The organism is Rhizobium sp. SYY.PMSO (assembly GCF_046840415.1).
Classification (GTDB): domain Bacteria; phylum Pseudomonadota; class Alphaproteobacteria; order Rhizobiales; family Rhizobiaceae; genus Rhizobium.
In genome coordinates this window covers 3,298,441-3,320,269 of the sequence record NZ_CP177349.1, presented here as the reverse complement: position 1 = coordinate 3,320,269, position 21,829 = coordinate 3,298,441, and the positions used below count along the sequence as shown (strand labels likewise).

Below are 21,829 nucleotides of genomic sequence, written 5' to 3'. Positions count from 1 at the left end.
GGATGAGGATGGAATAAGCAATGTCGCACTAAGTCGGCTCCGGCTGCATGAAGCCGGTTTCCGGTCAAAATGCTATTTTGCGTGGAAGATTAGCCCTCATGGTAAGGTGCGCAGGCTCCTCGAAGGAGCCGAAGCCTCGAACCACGAGGGGGGATGATGGCATATCCTCTTATTTCGTCTATCGGGGCACGCCACTCAATCGAAGTCGATTGCGTGCAGATGGCTGCCGTGGCGCTTCAACCAGGCCTTGGCCTCGTCCATATCGGGGCAGAGCTTGCGGCAGAGCGCCCAGAAGCGCGGGCCGTGGTTCATTTCCTTGAGATGCGCGACTTCGTGGGCGGCGAGGTAGTCGATGACCAGCGGCGGCGCCATGACGATACGCCAGGAAAAGCTGAGGTTCCCCTGCGAGGAGCAGGAGCCCCAGCGGCTGCGGGTATCCTTCATGGTGATGGAAGCGACCGTGGCGCGGATCGTCTTGGCATGGACAGCAACGAGTTTTTCGAGATCGGCGCGGGCTTCCTTCTTCAGGAAAGTCGCGATGCGGCGGCCGGCATGTTCCGGCATGCCGCTGACGCGCAGCACCGGAACGCCTTCGACGACAATGGCTTCGGTGAGACCGCGCAGGCTGCCGGTATGCTCGATGCGGTGACGCACACCGCGCAGCAGAATTTCGGCACCGCTCCGGAGGCTGCTATCGGTCGCGAATTTCGCGAGCTTCGTCAGCAGCCAGCCCTGATGCCGGTCGAGAAAGGCATTGATCTCGCGGGCGGCCAGGCCGCGCGGTATGGTCATCTTCAGCGCCCTTCCGCCAGGCTCGATCCGGAGCGTGATCCGCGTCGCCCGCTCGTGCTGGCGAATCGTCAGCGGCATCAACCGGCCAGCGACATCGAGGGTGCGCGTTTCCGGCGCAAGCGGCTTGGCTTGCGGTTTACGGGATCTGGAGAGCAGCGGAAACATGACGGCAGTTTTATATGATTCGCGGTCGATTCTGGCAAAGAAAAACCGGCATCGGTCGATGCCGGTTTCGATTATATGCGATGGCGACCGTCACGGCGGCCGTCAAGGAGTCTGGAACTCCGCAGTCGGCCCGCTATTGTCGTTGCGCTTGACGCTGTTGCGTTCGCGCATGAAACGGTCGAACTCCTCCTGGTCCTTGGCGCGGCGCAACTCGCGGGCATAGGTGTCGAACTCGGCGCGCATTTCGTCCAGCTTGCGGCGCTCCTCTTCGAGGCGCTCAAGCTCGGCCTTGCGCCAGTCGTCGAAAGCGACGTTGCCGGTCGCGGAGTAGGAATGGCGATGACGGTTGCGATGGCGGCCGCAGCCGGCAAACATGCCGTCGGCCCTCTCGTTCACATCCCGCTTGAAGTCCCGCAAACGTTCCCCGAAGAGAATATAGGCGAGCATGGCAAAGCCGAGCGGCCAGAAGACCACGAAGCCAAGCACCATGAGGGCAATAGTAGCCGGAGTCCAATCCGGGCGAAGCAATGCAGATTGGTTCATTTTCAGGTATCCTCGCACGGCGCATCGCCCCCCGACCGATACCGATCGACGGAAAGGCTCCTGCGCGGTTTTTAAAGCTCTACCTGCATCTCAGCGCGTTCCAAGGACGCGCGGCGCGGCAAACGGCCCGATCTCTACGGTACCGCTGGAATCGAGATGGTAACCACTTCGTGAGGGTTCAATGGGACTGCCGGACGGTTTCAGACAAGTGATTGAATTTGCCCGGATAATTCAACAAAAGCTAATATTTTGCACCGACGGGAATTCGGGCTTTCCCGGTCATGATGGCGTCTTTCGAACGCCATCATGCCTTATCCTTCATTTCTTGAACGTCTTCAGGCCGATTTGCCGCCCTTGATGACCCGCTTGACGACCGGCCTGCCGGTGCGGGCATGCTCGCGCGTAAAGGCCAGAATGCGCGGCGCAATCTCGCGGCGGAAGCGCGAGCCGTTGAAGACGCCGTAATGGCCGACATCCGGCTGCAGATAATGCATGCGCATATGGTCGGGGATATTGGTGCAGATGGTTTGCGCCGCATGCGTCTGGCCGACGCCGGAGATATCGTCGTTTTCGCCTTCGACGGTCAAAAGCGCGACATTACGGATGGCCGAGGGATCGACGCGTTCGCCGCGGTGCATGAGTTCGCCCTTGGGCAAGGCGTGCCTGATGAATACCTGATCGACCGTCTGCAGATAGAATTCCGCGGTCAGATCCATGACGGCCAGATATTCGTCGTAGAAATCGCGGTGCTTTTCGGCCGGCTCGCCATCGTTCTTGACGAGATGCACGAAGAAATCCTTGTGGGCGATCATGTGGCGGTCGAGGTTCATCGACATGAAGCCGGACAGCTGCAGGAAACCGGGATAGACCGGCCGCATGAAGCCCGGCTGCGGCCACGGCACGTTCATGATGACATTGTCGGCAAACCATTCCAGCGGCTTTTCCTTGGCGAGCTGGTTGACGGCGGTCGGGTTGATGCGGGTGTCGATCGGTCCGCCCATCAGCGTCATCGAAGAGGGCGCCAGACGGTCGCCCGCCGCTTCCATCACGGCAGCGGCGGCAAGCACCGGCACGGAGGGCTGACAGACGGCGACGACATGCGTATCGGGGCCAAGGTGATGCAGCATCCCAATGACGTAGTCGATATAGTCCTCCAGATCGAAGGTGCCTTCCGTCATCGGCACCATGCGGGCATCGATCCAGTCGGTAATGTAGACATCGGCGCCCGGCAGCAGGGCCTCCACCGTGCCGCGCAGCAGCGTCGCATAGTGGCCGGACATTGGCGCGACGATCAGGATACGCGGATCGGCGCTATGGCCGGCGGGCAGGCTGCGCTCGAAATGGATGAGGTTGCAGAAAGGTTTCTTCCAGACGATCTTTTCATGCACCGAGACCTGCTTGCCCGCGATCTGCGTCGCGTGCAGCCCGAATTCCGGCTTGCCATAGCGTCTGGTCGTGCGCTCGAAAACCTCAAGGCTCGCCGTCAAGGTGCGGCCGAACACCGTATGCGAAAGGGGATTAAGGGGATTGGCATAGGCCAGGCGCATCATGTCGGCTGCCGCGCGGAAAGGGGCGAGAGCGGCGTGATTGAGTTCGTAAAACTGATAAAACATGGGGGCTTTACCTTTCGTGATGCGGGTATCTCGACCCCGCAAATCACCTGGATCATTGAAACGCACGCGCCTTGCGTGTCGCTGCCTTCACCGCGGCGCTCCTCCGGTCGCACTCGCAGCAGGATGATCACGGCTCCTCGGGCGCGATCCTCATCCTTTAAGCTCTTACTATCAGCCTAGCAGCTTTTGCTGCAGGGCAACATAAAAAGCGGCGGTTGTTTCCATAAAAATGCCGGAGAATCGCTTCTCCGGCATCAACAATGATCTCAAAAAGTTAAAGTTCCTGAGTCTCGGTGGCTCAGGCGTCGGCGAGGAAGGTCTGGCGCTGCGTGCCGAGGCCTTCCATGCCGAGTTCGACCACATCGCCCGGCTTCAGGTATTGCGGCGGCTTCATGCCCATGCCGACGCCGGGAGGCGTGCCTGTGGAGATGACGTCGCCCGGATGCAGCGACATGAACTGGCTGAGATAGGAAACGAGATAAGCAACGCCATAGACCATGGTCTTGGTCGAGCCGTTCTGCATCATCTTGCCATTGACCTTGAGCCACATGCCGAGATTCTGCGGATCGGCAATCTCGTCCCTGGTGACGAGCCAGGGGCCGATCGGACCGAAGGTGTCGCAGGACTTGCCCTTGGTCCACTGTCCCGAGCGCTCCGTCTGGAAAGCGCGTTCGGAAACGTCATGCGAGACGCAGTAGCCGGCGACGTAATCAAGCGCATCGGCTTCGCTGACATATTTCGCGGTCTTGCCGATGACGACGCCGAGCTCGACCTCCCAGTCGGTCTTTTCCGAGCCGCGCGGGATCAGCACGTTATCGTTCGGGCCGACGATGGCCGAGCTGGCCTTCATGAAGATGATCGGCTCAGGCGGTACGGTGGCGCCGGTTTCGGCGGCATGATCGGAGAAATTGAGACCGATGCAGATGAACTTGCCCGTGCCGGCAACGCAGGCGCCGAGACGGCCTTCCGGCAATTCGGGCAAGCTTTTGGGATCGAGGGCGGCGATCTTCGCCAGACCCGCGGGCGAAATGGCTTCGCCGCCGATATCGGCGACATGGGCGGAGAGATCGCGGATCTTGCCGTCGCTATCCAGAAGCGCCGGCTTTTCCTTGCCGACTTCGCCAACACGCAACAGTTTCATGGATTTTCCTTCCCTGCATTTTCAAAGACGAGATTGATGCCATCATATATGAACGAATTATTCACCAGTGTCACCAATCGATTTCGTGGAGCCTAACATGACCCGGCTCTCCGTAGCGAAAAATAGCGCCCCCTAAGCTCCAGACAACGATCTGGCGATCTCGACGATCACGTCAAAAGCCGTATCGACATCCGCCTCCGTCGCCTCGAACTGACCTGCCTGGAAGCGGATGACCAGACGCCCGGAAACGCGGGTCTGCGTCAGGTAGATGCGGCCGTCATTGTTGATCGCATTGAGCAGGCGCTGCGTATGCTCTTCCTGCCCGACGCCTGCCGGCGCCTTGTGATCGAAAGAAAACAGCGACAGGAAGGGCTCGGTGACGATTTCGAAATCAGGCTCGGCGGCAAGAAGCTTAGCCAGATTCCGCGACCAGGAAACATGGTTACGGATCATCGTCCGCAAGCCTTCAAGCCCATGATAGCGCAGCAGGAACCAGAGTTTCAGGGCGCGGAAGCGGCGGCCGAGCGGCACGGACCATTCCGAATAGTTGATGATGCCGTCATGACCGTGGGTGCGCAGATATTCCGGCTGGATCGCCAGCGTACGCACCAGCGCCTCCGGCTCGCGCACGAACTGGACCGAGCAATCGAACTGCGCACCGAGCCATTTATGCGGATTGAAGACGATCGAGTCGGCCTGCTCGACGCCCTGCCAGAGTGCGCGGAATTCCGGGCAGATCATTGCCGAGCCCGCCCAGGCGGCGTCGACATGCACATAAAGCCCATGTGCATGCGCGACCTCAACGACGGCGGCGATATCGTCACAGGCGCCGACGCTGGTGCCGCCGACGCAGGCGATGACACCCGCCGGCAGCAATCCGGCGGCGCGATCCCGCTCGATCGCGGCGGCAAGCGCCTTCGCATCCATCGCCTTGCTGGGACCGCCAGAGGGGATGCGTACCAGATTTTCGTCACCGATGCCGGCAATCCAGATCGCGCGGTCGATGGAGGTGTGGACCTGATCGGTGGAATAGACGCGCACCGCCTTGCTGGCCGCGAGCCCGCTTTTGTTGCCCTGCCAGTCGAGCGCCCTTTCGCGCATGACCAGAACGGCGGCAAGGGTCGCTGTCGAGGCGGAATCCTGAATGACGCCGGTGAATGTTTCCGGCAGGCCAAGCGCCTGACGCAGCCAATCGACCACCTTCGTTTCCAGCTCGGTTGCGGAAGGCGATGTCTGCCAGAGCATGCATTGGGCGGCGATGGCGCTGACCAGATATTCGGCGACCACCGAGACGGGGGCGGCATTGGCCGGGAAATAGGCGAAGAAGCGGGGATGCTGCCAGTGCGTCATGCCGGGAACGAGGATATCCTCAAAATCCTTGAAGATATCCCCCATGGCTTCGCCTTTTAGTGGCGGGGAATCTGCGATATGGGCCGATATTTCGCCCGGCGCCATCTTCGCCCGTACCGGCCTGTCACGAAGCGACGCGCGATAATCCGCGCCCCAATTTGCCGCTTTCTCCGACCACTGCCGGAACTCCTCCCAATCCATGACGGTCCTCCCCGCTCTGTCGAACGAGGCGGACCTTAGACCGGTTTTGGTATATGGTCGAGTATCAGAACAGCTCGTCCAGCGCCGGCCCAAGCGGCACGATGCCGGCCGGATTAAGCGTGGTTATCGAGTAATAGCCACGCTTGATATGATCGAAGCTGACCGTCTCCGCAATCCCCGGCCAATCGAGCATGCGCCGGCAGAAGGACTGGAGATTGGCATAGTCGGACAGCCGGCGGAGATTGCACTTGAACAGGCCGTGATAGGCGACGTCGAAACGGACAAGGGTGACGAACAGCCTGATATCGCTCTCCGTCGGATGATCGGCAAAGAGGAAATCCCTGCCCTCCAGCTCCGCTTCGACCTGATCGAGGCAGGCGAACGCCTCGTTGAAGGCTTCCTCATAGGCGATCTGCGTGGTGGCGAAGCCGGCGCGGTAGACGCCGTTATTGAGAGCGGGATAGATCCGGGCGTTGAAACCATCGATCTCTTCGCGCTTGCCGGCCGGATAGAGATCGATGTCGTTGCGGGCGAGGTCGCCGAAGCCGCCATTCAGCATGCGCAGGATATCGGCAGATTCATTGTTGACGATCGTGCCGGCCTGTTTGTCCCAGAGGACCGGGACGGTGGCGCGACCGGTGAAATGCGGATCGGCCCTGGTGTAAATCTCGTGCATATAAGCGACGCCGTTGACGGCGTCCCTGGTGGCGCCCGGATAATCACCGAACCGCCAACCCTGCCTTGAGAGCACCGGTTCGACGATGGAAATGGAGATGACCTCTTCCAGGCCCTTCAGCTTGCGGCCGATCAAGGTGCGCGATGCCCAGGGGCAGATCAGCGCGACGTAAAGATGATAGCGGCCGGCCTCCGCCTTGAAGCCGCCCTCGCCTGTCGGCCCTGCCGCGCCATCCGGCGTTACCCAATTGCGGAAACTGGAAGTCTGGCGAACGAAACCGCCCTTCTCGTCCTTGGCCTGCACCGGCTGCCAGTCTTCAGTCCATTTCCCGTCTACCAGCAAGGCTCCGTCTCCACTCGCACGTTTTTCATGGGCGCAGCATAGCGGAACAGAATTTCACGGGAATAACGTAAACTTGAAACAGACTGTCTACCTCGCGGATGCGGATACTTCTATGTATGGAAAACTGCGTTTTGCGCTCGAGGCTTATTGGAGCAACTCATGGCAACATCCGTTTCCACCGTTAAGACCGACCACGCCAGCCGATACCTCCAGCAGCTCTGCAAGCACTGGAGCCATCGGTTCAGCGTGGAATTCGATGCGACGGCCGGCAAGGTGCCGTTCAGCCCCGAAAATTCCCTCGACCTTGTCGCCGAGCCCGGCGTCCTGGTCATGACGCTGACGGTCGAGAAACCGGAAGATGTCGAGCGCATGCAGAATGTCGTCGCCGATCACCTCAAGCGTTTCGCCTTCCGCGAAGAGCTCGATATAGCCTGGATTGCCGGCGCCGCCGGAATATAGGTTCCCTCTCCATAGCCAGCCAACGAGCGGTTTTCACCGACCGCCGCAGGCCCTCTCTGACGAAAGAAGCCCTATGACATCAAGCAACAGCCGCGAATCCCAATATCCGATCGACAAGCTTTTTCTCGATCGCTGGTCGCCGCGCGCCTATTCCAACAAGGCCATTCCGGAAACCGAACTGCTGACCATTCTGGAAGCGGCGCACTGGGCACCGTCCGCTTCCAACCTTCAGCCCTGGCGCTTCCTCTATGCCCTGCGCGGCTCCGAACACTGGGAGAAGTTCCTCAGCGTGCTGGTCGAGTTCAACCAGGGCTGGGTGAAATCGGCATCCGCGCTGCTCTTCGTCATTTCGCGCACCCATAACGGCGAGCTTGGCTCCGCCGAACAGAAACCCAGCTACAGCCATTCCTTCGACGCGGGTGCCGCCTGGGGCTTCCTGGCGATCCAGGCTCATCTAGCCGGCTACGAAGCACACGGCATGACCGGCTTCCACGTCGAAAAAGCCTATGAAGTTCTGGGCATACCGGAAGGATTCCGCGTCGAGGCCGCTGTCGCGATCGGTAAGGTCGGCGACAAGAACCAGCTTCCGGAAAAGCTGCGCGAACGCGAGGTGCCGAGCCAACGCAAGCCGCTCTCCGAACTTGCCTTCAACGGCACATTCGTCGCCAAGTAATTGATGGAAAAGAAAAAGCCCCGCGAGATCATCGCGGGGCTTTTTTTCTTCCGAAAACCGGCAATCAGATATCGAGATTGGCAACGCTCAGCGCGTTTTCCTGAATGAACTCGCGGCGAGGCTCGACTTCGTCACCCATGAGCCGGGCAAACAGGCCGTCGGCATCGGTCGCATCCGTAACCTTCACCTGCAGCAGCGACCGGACGTTCGGGTCGAGCGTCGTCTCCCAGAGCTGCTCGGCATTCATCTCGCCCAGACCTTTGTAGCGCTGCAGCGTCAAGCCCTTGCGGCCGCCGGCGAAGATCATATCCAGCAGCTTGCGGGGTCCCGAAATTTCCGTCTCGCCGTCGCGGCGAATGAGCTTCGGCGGCGTACCGTAGACTTCCTTCAGCCGCGTGCCGATCTGGTCGATGAGGCGGGCATCCTGCGAGCCGATAAGCGCCATGTCGAGGAAGACGACTTCCTTGACGCCGCGTACCGTACGCTCGAAGCGCAAGCCGCCTTCGCCCGTCACGGCGCCGCTCCAGCCGCGCTCGGTTTCCTCGGCGATGACATCGAGCCGCTTGGCAACGTCGCTCGCAAGCGCTTCCGCCCGCGCGGGATCGCTGACCATTTCGGCGTTGAGCGCGCCGGCGATCGCCGCCTGCTCGACGACGGTGCGGTTATAACGGGAATGCAGATTGTCGATCAGCGTGCGCAGGCGAAGCGCATCGTAGATGGCCTCGCGCAGATCCTGACCGGCCCGCACTTCGCCGTTGCCGAGATGCAGGCTCGCATCCTCGATGCCCTGGCCGATGAGATATTCTTCCAGCGCCTTCTCGTCCTTGACGTACTGCACCGACTTGCCGCGCGTCACCTTATAGAGCGGCGGCTGGGCGATGTAGAGATGGCCACGCTCGATGAGATCGGGCATCTGCCGGAAGAAGAAGGTCAGCAGCAGCGTGCGAATATGTGCGCCGTCGACGTCTGCATCCGTCATGATGATGATCTTGTGATAGCGCAGCTTTTCGGCGTTGAACTCATCCTTGCCGATGCCGGTGCCAAGCGCCGTGATCAGCGTGCCGATTTCCTGGCTCGACAGCATCTTGTCGAAACGGGCGCGCTCGACATTCAGGATCTTGCCCCGGAGCGGCAGGATGGCCTGGTTTTCGCGCGAACGGCCCTGCTTGGCCGAACCGCCCGCCGAATCGCCCTCGACAAGGAAGACTTCCGACTTGGCAGGATCGCGCTCGGAGCAATCGGCAAGCTTGCCGGGCAGCGACGCGATATCCAGCGCGCCCTTGCGGCGCGTCAGTTCGCGCGCCTTGCGGGCCGCTTCGCGGGCAGCCGCAGCCTCGACGACCTTGCCGACCAGCACCTTCGCTTCCGAGGGATGCTCCTCGAGCCAGGTGCTCAGCGCTTCGTTGACCAGGCTTTCGACGACCGGGCGAACTTCGGAGGAAACCAGCTTGTCCTTGGTCTGCGACGAGAATTTCGGATCGGGGACCTTGACCGACAGCACGGCCGTCAGGCCTTCGCGGCAGTCGTCGCCGGTCAGCGTCACCTTTTCCCGCTTGGTGATCCCGGAGGTATCGGCATAGGAGGTGATCTGGCGCGTCAGAGCCGCACGGAAGCCGGCCATATGCGTGCCGCCGTCGCGCTGCGGGATGTTGTTGGTGAAGCAGAGCACGTTTTCGTGGTAGCTGTCGTTCCACCACATCGCCACTTCGACCGTAATTCCATCCTTCTCGCTGCGAATCGACACCGGCTTCTGAACGAGTGGCTTCTTGGCGCGATCGAGATAGGAAACGAAGGCTTCCAGGCCGCCGTCGTACAGCAGCTCTTCCTGCCTGACGTCGGAATGGCGCTTGTCGGTCAAGAGGATGCGGACGCCGGAATTCAGGAAAGCGAGTTCGCGCAGGCGATGTTCCAGCGTGCCGTAGTCGAACTCAATCATGGTGAAGGTGTCGGAGCTCGGCATGAAGCTGACCTCGGTGCCGGTCGCATCGCCCGCGTCACCCGTTTGCTTCAGCGGCGCATCGGCCACGCCATGGGTGAAGCTCATCTCATGGATCTTGCCCTGGCGGCGGATCTTCAGGCGCAGCCAGACGGAGAGCGCATTGACCACCGAGACGCCGACGCCGTGCAATCCGCCGGACACCTTGTAGGAGTTCTGGTCGAACTTGCCGCCCGCGTGAAGCTGGGTCATGATGACCTCGGCCGCCGAAACGCCTTCGCCGCTGTGAATGTCCGTGGGGATGCCGCGGCCGTTGTCCGTCACCGTGACCGAACCGTCTGGATTGAGCGTCACCGTGACGATATCCGCATGACCGGCCAAGGCCTCGTCAATGGCGTTGTCGACGACCTCATAGACCATGTGATGCAGGCCCGAGCCGTCATCCGTGTCGCCGATATACATGCCGGGACGCTTGCGCACGGCATCAAGGCCCTTGAGAACCTTGATGGAATCTGCGCCATATTCGGCGCTGCCGCCGTTATCGGTTACGGATGTGTCGGTCATATATTGAAGTCTTTCCAGTGTTTTAGATAACCCGGCCGATCCCTGGCGAATCAGCGGTTTTCCCTGCCTTGAATATAGGATGTTTCACCCTGAAGTTCCAAACGGAAGGCCCCTAAATCAGGTATAAAACAGGGGATTAAGGCGGTTTTCAGCCGGTTTTTCCGGCATTTTCCAGAACTCGGGATAGCTCGCGGATCGTTGCCGCGTCAAGGTTGCGGATCTTCCCGGCCAAATGATTGACGAAGGCGGTATATTCGGGCGCGAGCCCCGACGTATCGACGACGACGCGCGGATCGGAAAATCGCGCCAGCAGGAACAATTCCTCGGCCTCGTCCCAGATGATGTTGAAATATCCGGCAATGCGCTGCAGCAGGTCGAAGCTCGGCAAGCCGCGCTTTCCGTGCTCCAGGGCGGATAAATAAGCCGGAGTCACATTGAGCGCCGCGGCCATCTGCTTCTGCGAGACGCCCTTGCGCAATCTCAATTTCCGCACCGCTTCGCCGAACGGGGTCAAAGCTTGTCCCCCTTCGCACGCGACAGGCGGATGTAGAGCGCGCCCTCGCCGCCATGATGCTGCGCTGCCGTTTCATAGGAGGAGATGAGAAACCGGAACTCCGGCTTGGAAAACCAGAGCGGTACGGCGCGCTTCAACGCGCCTTCGCTGCCCATGGAGCTGCCCTTGCCCGTTATGACGAGGACATGGCGAAGGCCGCGGCCATGGGCGCGCAGAAGGAAATCCAGCAGCATGCCATGCGCTTCGCTCTGGATGAGGCCGTGAAGATCGATGCGGGCCTCGAGCGCCAGCCGGCCCTTGGCGATCTTGCGCTTGACCGGGCGTTCCAGCGGATGATGGCGGCCGGCGGGCTGTTTCGCCGTCGCCGGGACTTCCTGCGCTTGCGCAGTCACAGGCGCCGCCTTTGCCTTTGCGGCACGGATGTTCTCCTCGCTTTCGGCTTCGGCCTGCAGCGCCGCTTCGAACGCCTCGATATCGGTCATCCTGCCCGGCATGGGACGCGTGCTCTTGGCGACCTTACCCCAAAGGATACGGTCCTCCGTGCTGAGCTTGCGTTCCTTGTTCTGCCGTTCCGGGGCCATCAGCCGAACCTCTGCGCCGCCGCCTTTGGAATGAGTATATAAAAATCGGCGTCATTGCGCACGGTGCCGGCCAGCTCCCCGGCATCGTAGCCCGAACCGGTAAAGATATCCCCGCGCGCCGGCCCGACAATCGCCGAGCCGGTATCGAGCGCCAGCATCAGTCGCGCGAAAGGCTTGCCGCCGTCGAGATGCGTCAGGCTTTCCGAGCGGATGAAGAAGGGAAAGCCGAAGGTATGGATCAGCCGATCGACAGCAAGCGACCGGCCGGCGACCAGCGGCACCTTGGCCGCCGCGATCGGGCCGAGGGCCGGATCGCCGACATCCGCCTCGCGGAAGAAGATATAGGATCGATTGTGCGAGAGAACCTCGTCGACCTGCCCGGGATGGGCATAAAGCCAGTCGCGGATCGTCTGCATGGAAATCGTCGCGCGGTCGAGCTCGCCGCGCTCGATCAGCAGGCGTCCGACCGCCGAAAACGGATGCCCGGCCTTGGCGGCATAGGTGATGCGGCCCATGCGTCCATCCGGATAGCGCAGGCGAGCCGCGCCCTGAACATGCACGAAGAAGATATCGACCCTGGATTTTGCCCAGGCGATTTCCAGCCCCCTGCCATCGAGATAGCCGCGATCGATTTCGCCGCGATCGGGATAGGCGGCGATCACGCCATCACGAAGACGGCCGAACATGTAGGAGGGATCAAGCTCGCCAGGCCGGTTGCTGTCGTCCAGATCGACCAGATCATCGGGGCGGCGATAGAAGGGATAACGATAGGTTTCGTCCTGTGTGGCCGAAACCTCGATCTCCGGCTCGAAGAATGCCGTCACGAAACCGGTCGCGCCACCATCGCGGCGGATGAAGAAGGGCTGGCAATGCTCTTCGAAGAACGCCCGGGCTTCGGTCGCGGAGTGCGGCTCTCTTCCCTCTGCGGCGTCAAGAAGCGTCAGCAGATCGTCGGCGGTCAGTCCGGCGGCGCCGGTGCGATAGGGCTTTACCGAGCGGATATGGGTCCGACAGTCCTTCATTGCGCGAAAAAGGCTGGAAGGATCGTCCTCCTCCCAGCCCTTCAGATCGGCGAAGGTTGCCGGCTCCAGCCTGAATTCCTGCGATGAGCTCGTCATTGTTCGGATTCGGTCGCCACCAGTTTCCAGTTCGGGTCGCGCGAGCGCGTGTCGCGGGCGAAGGTCCAGAGATCGCTGACCTCGGCCACGGCTTCGGCATCGCCATCGATCAGGGTTCCCGCCTTGTCATAGGTGGCGGAGATCATCTGGCTGACGATGCGCATGGTGATGAGGGCTTCGGTTCCCTTCACCTCGGTGCTGAGGATATCGGCCTTGTCGATGCCGACGAAGGTGGACTTGACCTTCTCGCCCCTGGCCTCGCGATCGGCAATCGCGGCATCGAAGCCGTCATAGACTTCGCGCGACAGCAAGTCCTTCAGCGATTTGCGGTCACCCTCGGCGAAGGCCATCACGATCATTTCATAGGCCATGCGGGCGCCGTTGACGAATTCCTTCGGATTGAAGGACGGATCGGACTTGTTCAGCTCGCGCAGCGAATCATTCAGCGGCGTGCCGGCCGGCGTGAAGGCATCGATGGCGGCAAAACGATCTTCCTCCTCGGTGGCGTCGCGCCGCGGCAGGGTCACGACCTTGCCGGCGTCCGGCGGCGTCGGGCCATTTGCCGGATCCGCGGAACCGTAGAGATCGCGCGGCGGCTTCTCATTCCCCGTGCGGCGGCCAAGGACACTGCGCAGCTGAAAGAAGATCAGCACCGCCGCCACCAGGAAAAAGATCGTCACAAAGTCGTTTGCACCCATCTCGTATCGGAACCACCGTTAAAATTAAAAGTTCAATCCCCATATAGTCCGCATCCATCTATCATTCAAATGGCGGACCAGTTTCTTTATTATAAGCCACAGACCAACGTCTACGCGAACAAACCCGCTCTCAGGACCACCGTAACATGCGCCTATCGCTTCTTCCTATCTTCGTTTTTCTGATGCCGCTGGCCGAGATCGCCGGATTCATCGTCGTCGGAAAGATGATCGGTGTCTGGGCGACACTGGGACTTGTCATCCTCGGCGTGCTGCTCGGCGCCGCTCTCCTGAGAATTCAGGGTATCGGCATTCTTCAGCGGATTTCAGCCGAGAGCCGCAACGGGGGCGACCCCGGGCGCGAAATGGTGCATGGCGCCATGATCGTCGTTGCCGCCTTTTTCCTGATGCTGCCGGGTTTCATATCCGATATCATCGGCCTGCTGCTTTTCATTCCGGCCGTGCGCGATCTTGCCTGGAAGATGCTGCGCAGGCGCATCGTCGTCGTCGGCAACTCGCGGCCCTTCCGGCGCGGTCCGGGACCGGGAGCCGGACCGCAGGCCAGGCCGAAAAGCCCCGGAACGGTTGTCGATCTGGATGAAGGCGATTTCCATCGCGAGCCGGACAGGAACTCGCCCTGGTCCGATCAAAAACGACTGAAAGACTAGAGAAGCGGCCCCGGAATCGCCGGAGCCATAAGGGTTGTAAGCCCCTATTCGAAATGCTAGATGGCGACACCCATCGAGACGTGAGAGGACACCCCCATGGCCAACGAGACCAACGGCAACGGTGCAGACAGCCCGAGCCTCAGCATCCTTGCTCAGTACACCAAGGATCTTTCCTTCGAAAATCCGGGTGCTCCGCGCTCGCTTCAGGCCCGGGAAAACGCGCCCGACATCAATATCAACGTCAACGTCAACGCCAACCCGCTGTCGGAATCGGATTTCGACGTCGTGCTGACGCTGAACGCCGAAGCCAAGGACGGCGAGCGCGTTCTTTTCCATACCGAGCTGGTCTATGGCGGCGTCTTCCGCGTCACTGGCTTCCCGCAGGAACACATGCTGCCGCTGCTCTTCATCGAGTGCCCGCGCCTGCTGTTCCCCTTCGCGCGCCAGATCATCGCCGACGTCACGCGCAATGGCGGCTTCCCGCCGCTGATGATCGACCCGATCGATTTCGCGCAGATGTTCACGCAGCGCATGGCCGAAGAACAGGCCCGCGCCCAGGTTTCGGCCGTTCCGAACTAAGCCTCACCTTTTCCATCGCTGGAAACAGAAATGCCCGGACCGCAATCCGGGCATTTTCTTTATCTGCCGGAGAAAGCGCCTTCTATTCGGAAGGGCTGTATTTGGACCAGATTCCCTTCGCACCGAGCTTGGCGACCAGCGCGGCGTGGGCGGCCAGCTCTTCCTCGCTCAAGCGGTTCGCCAGCGGCGCGGGCCGCACGAGGACATCGGCGACGATATCCTGCGCATCGTCATTCCGGTTCGAGCGGGCCGACGAGCCGATGCCACTGCCGAGGCCGAGCGCGGTCTGCCGGCCGCCGATCATCTCGATATAGACTTCGGCCAGTAGTTCGGAGTCGAGCAGCGCCCCGTGTTTCGTGCGGTGGGAATTGTCGATGCCGTAGCGACGGCAGAGCGCGTCCAGCGAATTCGGGCCCATGGGATGCTTGCGGCGGGCCATGGCCAGCGTATCGATCACCATGTCGGGCAGGATCGGCGGCCGGCCAAGCCGTGCGAATTCGGCGTTGACGAAACCCATGTCGAAGGTGGCGTTGTGCGCGATCCATTTGGCATCGCCGAAGAATTCGAGGATCCGATCGGCAAGCTCTTCGAAGGGCGGCTTGTCCTTCAGCGATTCGTCGGTAATGCCGTGCACGGCAAGCGCATCCGGATGCACCTTGCGGTCGCCGGGATTGATGTAGAGATGCAGCGTCTTGCCGGTCGGGAAGTGATTGAAGAGTTCGATGCCGCCGATTTCGATGATGCGGTCTGCCCTGTTGTCGAGGCCGGTGGTTTCCGTATCGAAAATGATTTCGCGCATGTCGGGGCTCCGCTTTCCTATTCCTCGATCTGCGGCTTGCGCCGAAGGTCGGCTATGATCTCCGTTACCTGCGCGCGGGCCGCATCGATGCTTCGACCGGTATCGATGACGTAATCGGCACGCGCCCGCTTTTCCGCATCCGGCGTCTGGCGGGAGAGAATCATATTGAATTTCTCCTCCGTCATGCCCGGCCGGGCAAGTACCCTTTCTATCTGAATCTGTGGATCGCAGCTGACGACGACGATCTTGTCCACCCTCTTGTCCGCGCCGGTCTCGAACAGCAGCGGAATATCCAGCACCACCATATCGGCGCCGGCCTGCCGTTGACGCTCCAGGAACTGGCGCTCGCGCTTATGAACGAGCGGATGGACAATGGCTTCGAGACGTTTGAAACCGGAGGGATCGTCCGCAAGCTTCAGGCTGAGTTTCTGCCGGTCCACCTTGCCGTCGCCGGTCGAGCCGGGGAAAGCCGCTTCGACCAGAGGAACAGCTTCGCCGTTATACAGATCATGCACGACCGCATCGGAATCGTTCACCGGAATTCCGGCCTCGGCAAAGAGTTTCGCCGAGGTCGACTTTCCCATGCCGATCGATCCGGTCAGTCCGATCCTGATCATCAGTGTCTGTCCATATCGGCAATGATCAAAGCCCTCAAAGCCTCATCGACCGCCGGCCGCTTTCCGAACCATTTTTCGAAACCCGGAACCGCCTGGTGCAACAGCATGCCGAGACCATCGACGATGGCAAAACCCTGTTGCTCGGCCTGCGCCAGAAGCGGTGTCTTCAACGGCACATAGACAATGTCGGTGACGACGGCGCCTTGCGCAAGAGGCGAGAAATCGATCTGCGGCGCCGCTTCGCCGTCCATGCCGAGCGAGGTCGTGTTGATGAACAGGCCGGCGCCACGCATCACCTCGCCGAGCGCGGCCATCGGATGGGCATGAACGCGTTCGCCGAAACGATCCGCAAGCTCCTGCGCCCGCTCGACCGTGCGGTTGACGACGTGAATTTCCTTGAAGCCGCGATCGCGCACGGCCTGGATAACGGCGCGGCTGGCGCCCCCTGCCCCGAGGATCACGGCTCGATCGCTGCGGTCCCAACCCGGACGGCGCTCATCGAGATTTGCCGTGAAGCCGCGGCCGTCTGTGTTGGTCGCATGCAGCAACCCGTCCTGAAGCCACAGGGTATTGGAAGCGCCAAGCTCTTCCGAAAGCGCATCCGGCCTGTCTGCCAGTTTGAAGGCCGCTTCCTTGTGGGGGATCGTCACATTGCCGCCGGCGAACTCGCTGGAGCCGTCTTTCAGAGAAGTGATGAAGCCGGCGAAATCCTCAGGAGAGACTTCGTGCGCGCGATAGCTGCCGGAGAGATCAAGCTGCCGCAACCAGTAGCCATGGATCAGCGGCGAGCGTGAATGCTTGACCGGATAACCCGTTACGAAAGCGTTTACGCTCTGTGTTTCACGTGAATCATCCATCGATTGCTCCCAGTTCGCGCAGTTTTTCAAGGAGCGGCAGCATCGGCAATCCGACGATCGTGAAATAATCGCCATCGATTTTCGAGAACAGCTGGATGCCTTCACCTTCGAGCTGATAGGCGCCGACGCTCGACATTGCCTTTTCTCCGACGCGGCTCAGGTGCCGCGGAATGAAATCGGCCGGCAGCTCCCGCATGGTCAGATCGGCGTGGGACACATGCTCCCAGACAATGTCGCCATTGCGTGCGAGCGCGATGGCGCTGTTCAGCCGATGCGTCTTTCCCGACAAAGTCTGCAGATGGTTTTCCGCATCGGCCATCGACTTCGGCTTGTGAAAGACCTGTGAGCCGAGCGACATCGTTTGATCCGAGCCTATGACCAGCGCATCGGGGAAGCGATCGCTCACATCCTTTGCCTTCGCTTTTGCCAATACCAGCGCTACGGCATCCGGGCTCGCTCCATCCCGCTCCAGCGGCGCTTCGACCGCCCGCTCATCGATATCGGCAGCTATGGCCTGGAAATGCAGCCCGGCATTTTCCATCAGCATCCGCCGGAACGGGCTGGACGACGCGAGAATAAGGGGCATGGTCATGACGATTGCCTCCGAGAGAATCGTGTGCAGCGCTTAGCGCAGCTTGGGCCGCAGGGCAACAATGGCAGCCGCGGTCTCTTCGATCGATCGGCGTGTGACGTCGATGACAGGCCAGTTGTGACGCGCGCAGAGGGAACGGGCATATTTCAGTTCTTCGGAGATCGCGGCTCGATCCGTGTAGTCGCCGCGGTCGAAGCCGGGCGTCGCGCCGAGGATGCGATTTTCGCGAACCTGCGAGACCCGGTCGGTGGTCGCGACCAGTCCGACGATCAACGGCTTGGTCGCCTTGACGAGACTTTCCGGCAATGGCACGCCATGCACGATCGGAATGTTCGCCGTCTTGATGCCGCGATTTGCGAGATAGATGCTGGTCGGCGTTTTCGAGGTACGGCTGATGCCGATGATGACGACGTCGGCATCGTCGTAGTCATCCGGCATCTGGCCGTCGTCATGATCCATGGTGAAGTTCAGCGCTTCGATGCGGTTGAAGTAATCCGCATTCATCACATGCTGCGCGCCGACGCGCCGACGCGACGTTGCCCCGAGGTAGGTCTGGAAGACATTCATGACCGGCTCCAGGACGTTGACGCTCGGCACGCCCATTTCTCCACAGCGTTCGGCGATGAAATCGGCAAGCTCGCGATCGACGATCGTATAAAGCACGATGCCGGGACTGTGATCGATCGCTTCGAGAACCGGCAGCAGCTGCTTGCGATTCCGAATCAGCGGATAGACGTGCTCGATCGGCTGACTTCCCTGGAATTGAACGGATGCAGCGCGGCCGGCGGAGATGAGAGTCTCGCCCGTTGAGTCAGAAATCAGGTGCAGATGAAAGAAGCTTGTCCGGTTTTCCACGCTACTTTCCATCGCCTGTTGATATCTCGGGAGAAAAGAGAGGTACGAGAAGGCGGCCATCCAGGGCAAGTGGAAAACAGCCGAGTTTTCCACATTCGGCGTTTTCGCAAAAAGGATTTCGTGGCGGCTGTGGGCAATGTGGACAAGATGGAAAGCGCCACGTTCGTCCCCGGCTTGTCCCCAGAGCAGGACAAAACAGATTCCCGTGCAACCTGCTCAAAAGATTGAAAAATCCTGTTCCTTTTCCACATATCGGCTAAACGCTTCGGAATCTTTGCAAACCATGGCGCGAGGCGCGACAAATTGGACAGGCAAGGGATGAACTTTAATCCTTGCTACTCACCGACTCTAAGAAATAGAAACCTTTTAAAATATGTTTGGTTTTATATAGGACGACCTCTGTGAGCGATGAGCGCCGGAAGATCATGCGGGTATTGAGCGGAGAAACGCTCACGCCTCCCCCTCTCTGGCTGATGAGGCAGGCAGGCCGCTATCTGCCCGAATATCGCGAGACGCGCGCCAAGGCCGGAAGCTTCCTTGATCTCTGTTATACCCCCGACCATGCCGTCGAGGTGACGATGCAGCCGATCCGCCGTTATGGCTTCGACGCTGCCATTCTTTTTTCCGATATCCTCGTCATTCCCGATGCGCTCAAACGAAACGTTCGCTTCACGGAAGGGCATGGGCCGCAGATGGATCCGATCGATGAGGCCGGCATCCTGACATTGAAGCCTGACGGCGTGACAGCATATCTGGGACCGGTCATGGAAACGGTGCGGCGGCTGCGGCGGGATCTGCCGGACGAGACGACGCTTCTCGGCTTCTGTGGCGCTCCCTGGACCGTTGCGACCTATATGATCGCCGGCCACGGCACGCCGGATCAGGCTCCTGCCCGGCTGTTTGCCTATCGGCATCCTAAGGCGTTCGAGCACCTGCTGATGCTGCTTGCCGATATCTCCGCCGATTACCTGGTGGCGCAGATCGATGCCGGCGCCGACGCCGTGCAGATTTTCGACTCCTGGGCAGGCGTTCTCGGCGAGCGGGAATTCGATGCGTTTGCCGTGGCGCCGGTCGCCAGAATGATCGCTTCGGTCAAGGCCCGGCGGCCTCATGCACGGATCATCGCCTTCGCCAAGGGAGCGGGTTATCTTTTGAAGAATTACCGGCAGAAGACGGGTGCCGATGCGATCGGTCTCGACTGGTCGGTGCCGCTGGCTTTCGCCGTGGAGCTTCAGAAGGACGGGCCGGTGCAGGGCAATCTCGATCCGATGCGGGTCGTTGCCGGCGGCAAGGCTCTGGAAGATGGGATTGACGATATCTTGCAGCAGCTCGGGAACGGTCCGCTGATCTTCAATCTCGGGCACGGCATCACGCCGCAGGCGGACCCCGCCAATGTTGCGAGGCTTGTCGAACGCGTGCGCGGATGGAGGAAATGATGGCGATGGAAAAGCAGACGGATTCCGCTCCTGGCCAAAGGGCGGGACGGCGCGCCTATGTCATGATCCTGGTCTTTGCCGTTCTGGCGATCGGGCTTTTTGCCTGGCATCCGGCCGATCTCTATCTCTGGATCAAGGCGCTGCACATCATTGCCGTCATTTCATGGATGGCCGGCATGTTCTATCTGCCGCGGCTGTTCGTCTATCACACCGATGCCGAGCCGGGCTCGCAGCAATCCGAGACGTTCAAGGTGATGGAGCAGCGGCTGCTGCGCTACATCATCAACCCGGCGATGATCCTGACCTGGATCTTCGGGCTTTATCTCGCCTGGTCCGTCTATGATTTCCAGGGTGGCTGGCTGCACGCCAAGATCGGGCTCGTTGTAGTGCTATCCGCTGTTCACGGTCATTTCAGCAGTGCGGCGCGCGCCTTCGCCCGCGACGAGAACAAGCATTCGGCACGTTACTGGCGCATGATGAATGAGGCGCCGACGCTTCTGATGATCGCAATCGTCATCCTGGTGGTCGTGAAACCCTTTGCGTGAGGCGACGCTGTATCAGGGGCGAAGTTAAATTTCCTTCATTTTGCCCGCCCCCCTTGCGGTTCAGAAAGTGAGTCGCTATTTTCCGGCCATCTTCTCTTCGTGGCATGTATCCATTCTGTCGCCCGCGAACGCCCCTGTCGCGGTTCTGAATACGAGCAACATTGCCTTTCCCATCCAGAAAAATGAGTAATTCCCTTCATGGCTGAAATGAAGCTTCAGGAACTGAAAAATAAATCCCCGACCGATCTCCTGGCCTTTGCCGAATCGCTCGAGGTGGAAAACGCCAGCACGATGCGCAAACAGGAATTGATGTTTGCAATTCTCAAGGTGCTGGCGAGCCAGGACGTGGAAATCATCGGCGAGGGCGTCGTCGAGGTTTTGCAGGACGGCTTCGGTTTCTTGCGTTCCGCCAACGCCAACTATCTTCCCGGCCCGGACGATATTTATATCTCTCCCTCCCAGATCCGCCGCTTCTCGCTGAAGACGGGCGACACGGTCGAGGGGCCGATCCGCGGACCGAAGGAAGGCGAGCGCTATTTTGCTCTGCTGAAAGTCAACACCATCAATTTTGACGATCCCGAAAAGATCCGTCACAAGGTTCACTTCGACAACCTGACGCCGCTCTATCCGAACGAGCGTTTCCGCATGGAACTGGACGTTCCCACGTCTAAGGATCTTTCGCCGCGCGTCATCGATCTCGTGGCTCCGCTCGGCAAGGGCCAGCGTGGCTTGATCGTCGCGCCGCCGCGTACCGGCAAGACCGTTCTTCTTCAGAACATCGCCCATTCCATCACCGCCAATCATCCGGATTGCTACCTGATCGTTCTCTTGATCGACGAGCGTCCGGAAGAAGTGACCGACATGCAGCGTTCCGTTCGCGGCGAGGTCATCTCGTCCACGTTCGACGAGCCGGCGGTGCGTCACGTCCAGGTCGCCGAAATGGTGATCGAAAAAGCCAAGCGTCTTGTCGAGCATGGTCGCGACGTCGTCATCCTGCTCGATTCGATCACGCGCCTCGGCCGCGCCTACAACACGGTCGTCCCCTCTTCCGGCAAGGTCCTGACCGGCGGTGTCGATGCCAACGCCCTGCAGCGTCCGAAGCGTTTCTTCGGTGCGGCCCGCAACATCGAGGAAGGCGGTTCGCTGACGATTATCGCGACGGCGCTGATCGATACCGGCAGCCGCATGGATGAAGTGATCTTCGAAGAATTCAAGGGTACCGGCAACTCGGAAATCGTCCTTGACCGTAAGGTTGCCGACAAGCGCATCTTCCCGGCCATGGATATTCTGAAGTCCGGTACGCGTAAGGAAGACCTGCTGGTGCCGCGCCAGGATCTGCAGAAGATCTTCGTGCTTCGCCGTATCCTTGCGCCGATGGGCACGACCGACGCAATCGAGTTCCTGATCGACAAGCTGAAGCAGACGAAGAACAACCCGGATTTCTTCGATTCGATGAATACATGATCCTTAGCCGGATTCGGTAGAACGCCGTATGGCGATGCGAATAAATTGGTATGA

23 protein-coding genes are annotated in these 21,829 nt (G+C 60.4%); 7 read left to right on the top strand and 16 right to left on the bottom strand.

Translation table 11 applies throughout. The features are described from left to right. Positions 1-195: 195 nt before the first annotated feature. The 6 genes from ACJJVH_RS16080 to ACJJVH_RS16055 all read right to left on the bottom strand — a co-directional run bounded on the left by ACJJVH_RS16080 (position 196) and on the right by ACJJVH_RS16055 (position 6,823). Positions 196-957, bottom strand: coding sequence for a SprT family zinc-dependent metalloprotease (locus ACJJVH_RS16080; RefSeq protein WP_113372162.1), 762 nt, complete (start codon positions 955-957; stop codon positions 196-198). 102 nt (positions 958-1,059) lie between these two features. Further along, the gene (locus tag ACJJVH_RS16075) at positions 1,060-1,500 is read right to left on the bottom strand and encodes a DUF2852 domain-containing protein (RefSeq protein WP_112795734.1); all 441 of its coding nucleotides are present in this window, start codon (positions 1,498-1,500) and stop codon (positions 1,060-1,062) included. 335 nt (positions 1,501-1,835) lie between these two features. Beyond that, positions 1,836-3,113, bottom strand: a complete 1,278-nt coding sequence (locus ACJJVH_RS16070) for a polyhydroxyalkanoate depolymerase (protein ID WP_112795736.1) — start codon at positions 3,111-3,113, stop codon at positions 1,836-1,838. Between the two features lie 298 nt (positions 3,114-3,411). Beyond that, entirely contained in the window at positions 3,412-4,254 is an 843-nt protein-coding gene (locus tag ACJJVH_RS16065; RefSeq protein ID WP_113384985.1) for a fumarylacetoacetate hydrolase family protein, read from the bottom strand. Positions 4,255-4,386: 132 nt separating this feature from the next. Beyond that, the gene (locus ACJJVH_RS16060; RefSeq protein WP_412064345.1) at positions 4,387-5,805 is read right to left on the bottom strand and encodes a pyridoxal phosphate-dependent decarboxylase family protein; all 1,419 of its coding nucleotides are present in this window, start codon (positions 5,803-5,805) and stop codon (positions 4,387-4,389) included. Between the two features lie 64 nt (positions 5,806-5,869). Further along, positions 5,870-6,823: a glutathione S-transferase family protein gene (locus ACJJVH_RS16055; protein ID WP_412064344.1), complete on the bottom strand. Its 954-nt coding sequence runs from the start codon at positions 6,821-6,823 to the stop codon at positions 5,870-5,872. Between the two features lie 159 nt (positions 6,824-6,982). On the opposite strand from ACJJVH_RS16055, the gene ACJJVH_RS16050 reads away from it, so the two are divergent. Beyond that, complete coding sequence (locus ACJJVH_RS16050) at positions 6,983-7,282, top strand: DUF2218 domain-containing protein (protein ID WP_113360439.1); 300 nt, start codon at positions 6,983-6,985, stop codon at positions 7,280-7,282. Positions 7,283-7,355: 73 nt separating this feature from the next. Then, positions 7,356-7,955 (top strand): nitroreductase family protein, encoded by a 600-nt coding sequence (locus tag ACJJVH_RS16045; protein ID WP_412064343.1) that lies wholly within the window; start codon positions 7,356-7,358, stop codon positions 7,953-7,955. 64 nt (positions 7,956-8,019) lie between these two features. On the opposite strand, the gene gyrB is transcribed toward ACJJVH_RS16045, so the two are convergent. From gyrB to ACJJVH_RS16020, 5 genes are all read right to left on the bottom strand, one after another. Next, positions 8,020-10,455 carry a DNA topoisomerase (ATP-hydrolyzing) subunit B gene (gene gyrB, locus ACJJVH_RS16040; protein WP_412064342.1) on the bottom strand — a complete coding sequence of 812 codons (2,436 nt, stop codon included), beginning with the start codon at positions 10,453-10,455 and terminating at the stop codon, positions 8,020-8,022. Positions 10,456-10,603: 148 nt separating this feature from the next. Then, the gene (locus ACJJVH_RS16035) at positions 10,604-10,969 is read right to left on the bottom strand and encodes a helix-turn-helix domain-containing protein (protein WP_112795749.1); all 366 of its coding nucleotides are present in this window, start codon (positions 10,967-10,969) and stop codon (positions 10,604-10,606) included. Continuing rightward, positions 10,966-11,550, bottom strand: coding sequence for a Smr/MutS family protein (locus tag ACJJVH_RS16030; protein WP_113434416.1), 585 nt, complete (start codon positions 11,548-11,550; stop codon positions 10,966-10,968). The genes ACJJVH_RS16035 and ACJJVH_RS16030 overlap by 4 nt, the downstream gene beginning before the upstream one ends. Further along, positions 11,550-12,668, bottom strand: coding sequence for a murein transglycosylase A (locus tag ACJJVH_RS16025; RefSeq protein ID WP_412064341.1), 1,119 nt, complete (start codon positions 12,666-12,668; stop codon positions 11,550-11,552). Before ACJJVH_RS16025 ends, ACJJVH_RS16030 begins: the two co-directional genes overlap by 1 nt. Further along, entirely contained in the window at positions 12,665-13,366 is a 702-nt protein-coding gene (locus ACJJVH_RS16020; RefSeq protein ID WP_112795753.1) for a Tim44/TimA family putative adaptor protein, read from the bottom strand. Before ACJJVH_RS16020 ends, ACJJVH_RS16025 begins: the two co-directional genes overlap by 4 nt. 146 nt (positions 13,367-13,512) lie before the next feature. On the opposite strand from ACJJVH_RS16020, the gene ACJJVH_RS16015 reads away from it, so the two are divergent. Together ACJJVH_RS16015 and secB are read left to right on the top strand one after the other, a co-directional pair. Beyond that, the gene (locus ACJJVH_RS16015) at positions 13,513-14,031 is read left to right on the top strand and encodes an FxsA family protein (protein ID WP_113384980.1); all 519 of its coding nucleotides are present in this window, start codon (positions 13,513-13,515) and stop codon (positions 14,029-14,031) included. A gap of 96 nt (positions 14,032-14,127) precedes the next feature. Then, the gene (gene secB, locus ACJJVH_RS16010; RefSeq protein ID WP_112795756.1) at positions 14,128-14,610 is read left to right on the top strand and encodes a protein-export chaperone SecB; all 483 of its coding nucleotides are present in this window, start codon (positions 14,128-14,130) and stop codon (positions 14,608-14,610) included. An 82-nt stretch (positions 14,611-14,692) separates the two neighbouring features. On the opposite strand, the gene dnaQ is transcribed toward secB, so the two are convergent. Genes dnaQ through ACJJVH_RS15985 form a run of 5 tightly spaced genes read right to left on the bottom strand, consistent with a single transcriptional unit; the run spans position 14,693 to position 18,330 of the window. After that, entirely contained in the window at positions 14,693-15,409 is a 717-nt protein-coding gene (gene dnaQ, locus ACJJVH_RS16005) for a DNA polymerase III subunit epsilon (protein ID WP_113434419.1), read from the bottom strand. 17 nt (positions 15,410-15,426) lie between these two features. Further along, positions 15,427-16,026, bottom strand: coding sequence for a dephospho-CoA kinase (gene coaE / locus ACJJVH_RS16000; protein WP_412064340.1), 600 nt, complete (start codon positions 16,024-16,026; stop codon positions 15,427-15,429). Beyond that, a complete protein-coding gene (locus tag ACJJVH_RS15995) occupies positions 16,026-16,883 on the bottom strand; it encodes a shikimate dehydrogenase (protein WP_412064339.1) in 858 nt (285 codons plus the stop codon). The genes coaE and ACJJVH_RS15995 overlap by 1 nt, the downstream gene beginning before the upstream one ends. Further along, on the bottom strand, positions 16,876-17,475 hold the full coding sequence (locus ACJJVH_RS15990) for a Maf-like protein (protein ID WP_412064338.1): 600 nt from the start codon (positions 17,473-17,475) through the stop codon (positions 16,876-16,878). The genes ACJJVH_RS15995 and ACJJVH_RS15990 overlap by 8 nt, the downstream gene beginning before the upstream one ends. 33 nt (positions 17,476-17,508) lie before the next feature. Continuing rightward, positions 17,509-18,330 (bottom strand): pyruvate, water dikinase regulatory protein, encoded by an 822-nt coding sequence (locus ACJJVH_RS15985; protein ID WP_412064337.1) that lies wholly within the window; start codon positions 18,328-18,330, stop codon positions 17,509-17,511. A gap of 401 nt (positions 18,331-18,731) precedes the next feature. On the opposite strand from ACJJVH_RS15985, the gene hemE reads away from it, so the two are divergent. From hemE to rho, 3 genes are all read left to right on the top strand, one after another. Further along, complete coding sequence (gene hemE / locus ACJJVH_RS15980) at positions 18,732-19,766, top strand: uroporphyrinogen decarboxylase (protein ID WP_412064336.1); 1,035 nt, start codon at positions 18,732-18,734, stop codon at positions 19,764-19,766. Further along, on the top strand, positions 19,766-20,311 hold the full coding sequence (gene hemJ, locus ACJJVH_RS15975) for a protoporphyrinogen oxidase HemJ (RefSeq protein WP_412065181.1): 546 nt from the start codon (positions 19,766-19,768) through the stop codon (positions 20,309-20,311). The genes hemE and hemJ overlap by 1 nt, the downstream gene beginning before the upstream one ends. Before the next feature lie 198 nt (positions 20,312-20,509). Further along, positions 20,510-21,775, top strand: coding sequence for a transcription termination factor Rho (rho, locus tag ACJJVH_RS15970; protein ID WP_004127423.1), 1,266 nt, complete (start codon positions 20,510-20,512; stop codon positions 21,773-21,775). Positions 21,776-21,829: the final 54 nt, after the last annotated feature.

Excerpts from the sequence above, each read along its gene's own strand:
- ACJJVH_RS15995 (WP_412064339.1), bottom strand. The coding sequence starts at position 16,883 with ATGGATGATTCACGTGAAACACAGAGCGTAAACGCTTTCGTAACGGGT.
- ACJJVH_RS16060 (WP_412064345.1), bottom strand. The coding sequence starts at position 5,805 with ATGGATTGGGAGGAGTTCCGGCAGTGGTCGGAGAAAGCGGCAAATTGG.
- ACJJVH_RS16070 (WP_112795736.1), bottom strand. The coding sequence starts at position 3,113 with ATGTTTTATCAGTTTTACGAACTCAATCACGCCGCTCTCGCCCCTTTC.
- ACJJVH_RS16015 (WP_113384980.1), top strand. The coding sequence starts at position 13,513 with ATGCGCCTATCGCTTCTTCCTATCTTCGTTTTTCTGATGCCGCTGGCC.
- ACJJVH_RS16080 (WP_113372162.1), bottom strand. The coding sequence starts at position 957 with ATGTTTCCGCTGCTCTCCAGATCCCGTAAACCGCAAGCCAAGCCGCTT.
- ACJJVH_RS16020 (WP_112795753.1), bottom strand. The coding sequence starts at position 13,366 with ATGGGTGCAAACGACTTTGTGACGATCTTTTTCCTGGTGGCGGCGGTG.
- hemJ (WP_412065181.1), top strand. The coding sequence starts at position 19,766 with ATGGCGATGGAAAAGCAGACGGATTCCGCTCCTGGCCAAAGGGCGGGA.
- ACJJVH_RS16025 (WP_412064341.1), bottom strand. The coding sequence starts at position 12,668 with ATGACGAGCTCATCGCAGGAATTCAGGCTGGAGCCGGCAACCTTCGCC.
- ACJJVH_RS16030 (WP_113434416.1), bottom strand. The coding sequence starts at position 11,550 with ATGGCCCCGGAACGGCAGAACAAGGAACGCAAGCTCAGCACGGAGGAC.
- rho (WP_004127423.1), top strand. The coding sequence starts at position 20,510 with ATGGCTGAAATGAAGCTTCAGGAACTGAAAAATAAATCCCCGACCGAT.
- ACJJVH_RS16045 (WP_412064343.1), top strand. The coding sequence starts at position 7,356 with ATGACATCAAGCAACAGCCGCGAATCCCAATATCCGATCGACAAGCTT.
- gyrB (WP_412064342.1), bottom strand. The coding sequence starts at position 10,455 with ATGACCGACACATCCGTAACCGATAACGGCGGCAGCGCCGAATATGGC.
- ACJJVH_RS15990 (WP_412064338.1), bottom strand. The coding sequence starts at position 17,475 with ATGACCATGCCCCTTATTCTCGCGTCGTCCAGCCCGTTCCGGCGGATG.
- ACJJVH_RS16075 (WP_112795734.1), bottom strand. The coding sequence starts at position 1,500 with ATGAACCAATCTGCATTGCTTCGCCCGGATTGGACTCCGGCTACTATT.
- ACJJVH_RS16065 (WP_113384985.1), bottom strand. The coding sequence starts at position 4,254 with ATGAAACTGTTGCGTGTTGGCGAAGTCGGCAAGGAAAAGCCGGCGCTT.
- secB (WP_112795756.1), top strand. The coding sequence starts at position 14,128 with ATGGCCAACGAGACCAACGGCAACGGTGCAGACAGCCCGAGCCTCAGC.
- coaE (WP_412064340.1), bottom strand. The coding sequence starts at position 16,026 with ATGATCAGGATCGGACTGACCGGATCGATCGGCATGGGAAAGTCGACC.
- ACJJVH_RS16050 (WP_113360439.1), top strand. The coding sequence starts at position 6,983 with ATGGCAACATCCGTTTCCACCGTTAAGACCGACCACGCCAGCCGATAC.
- dnaQ (WP_113434419.1), bottom strand. The coding sequence starts at position 15,409 with ATGCGCGAAATCATTTTCGATACGGAAACCACCGGCCTCGACAACAGG.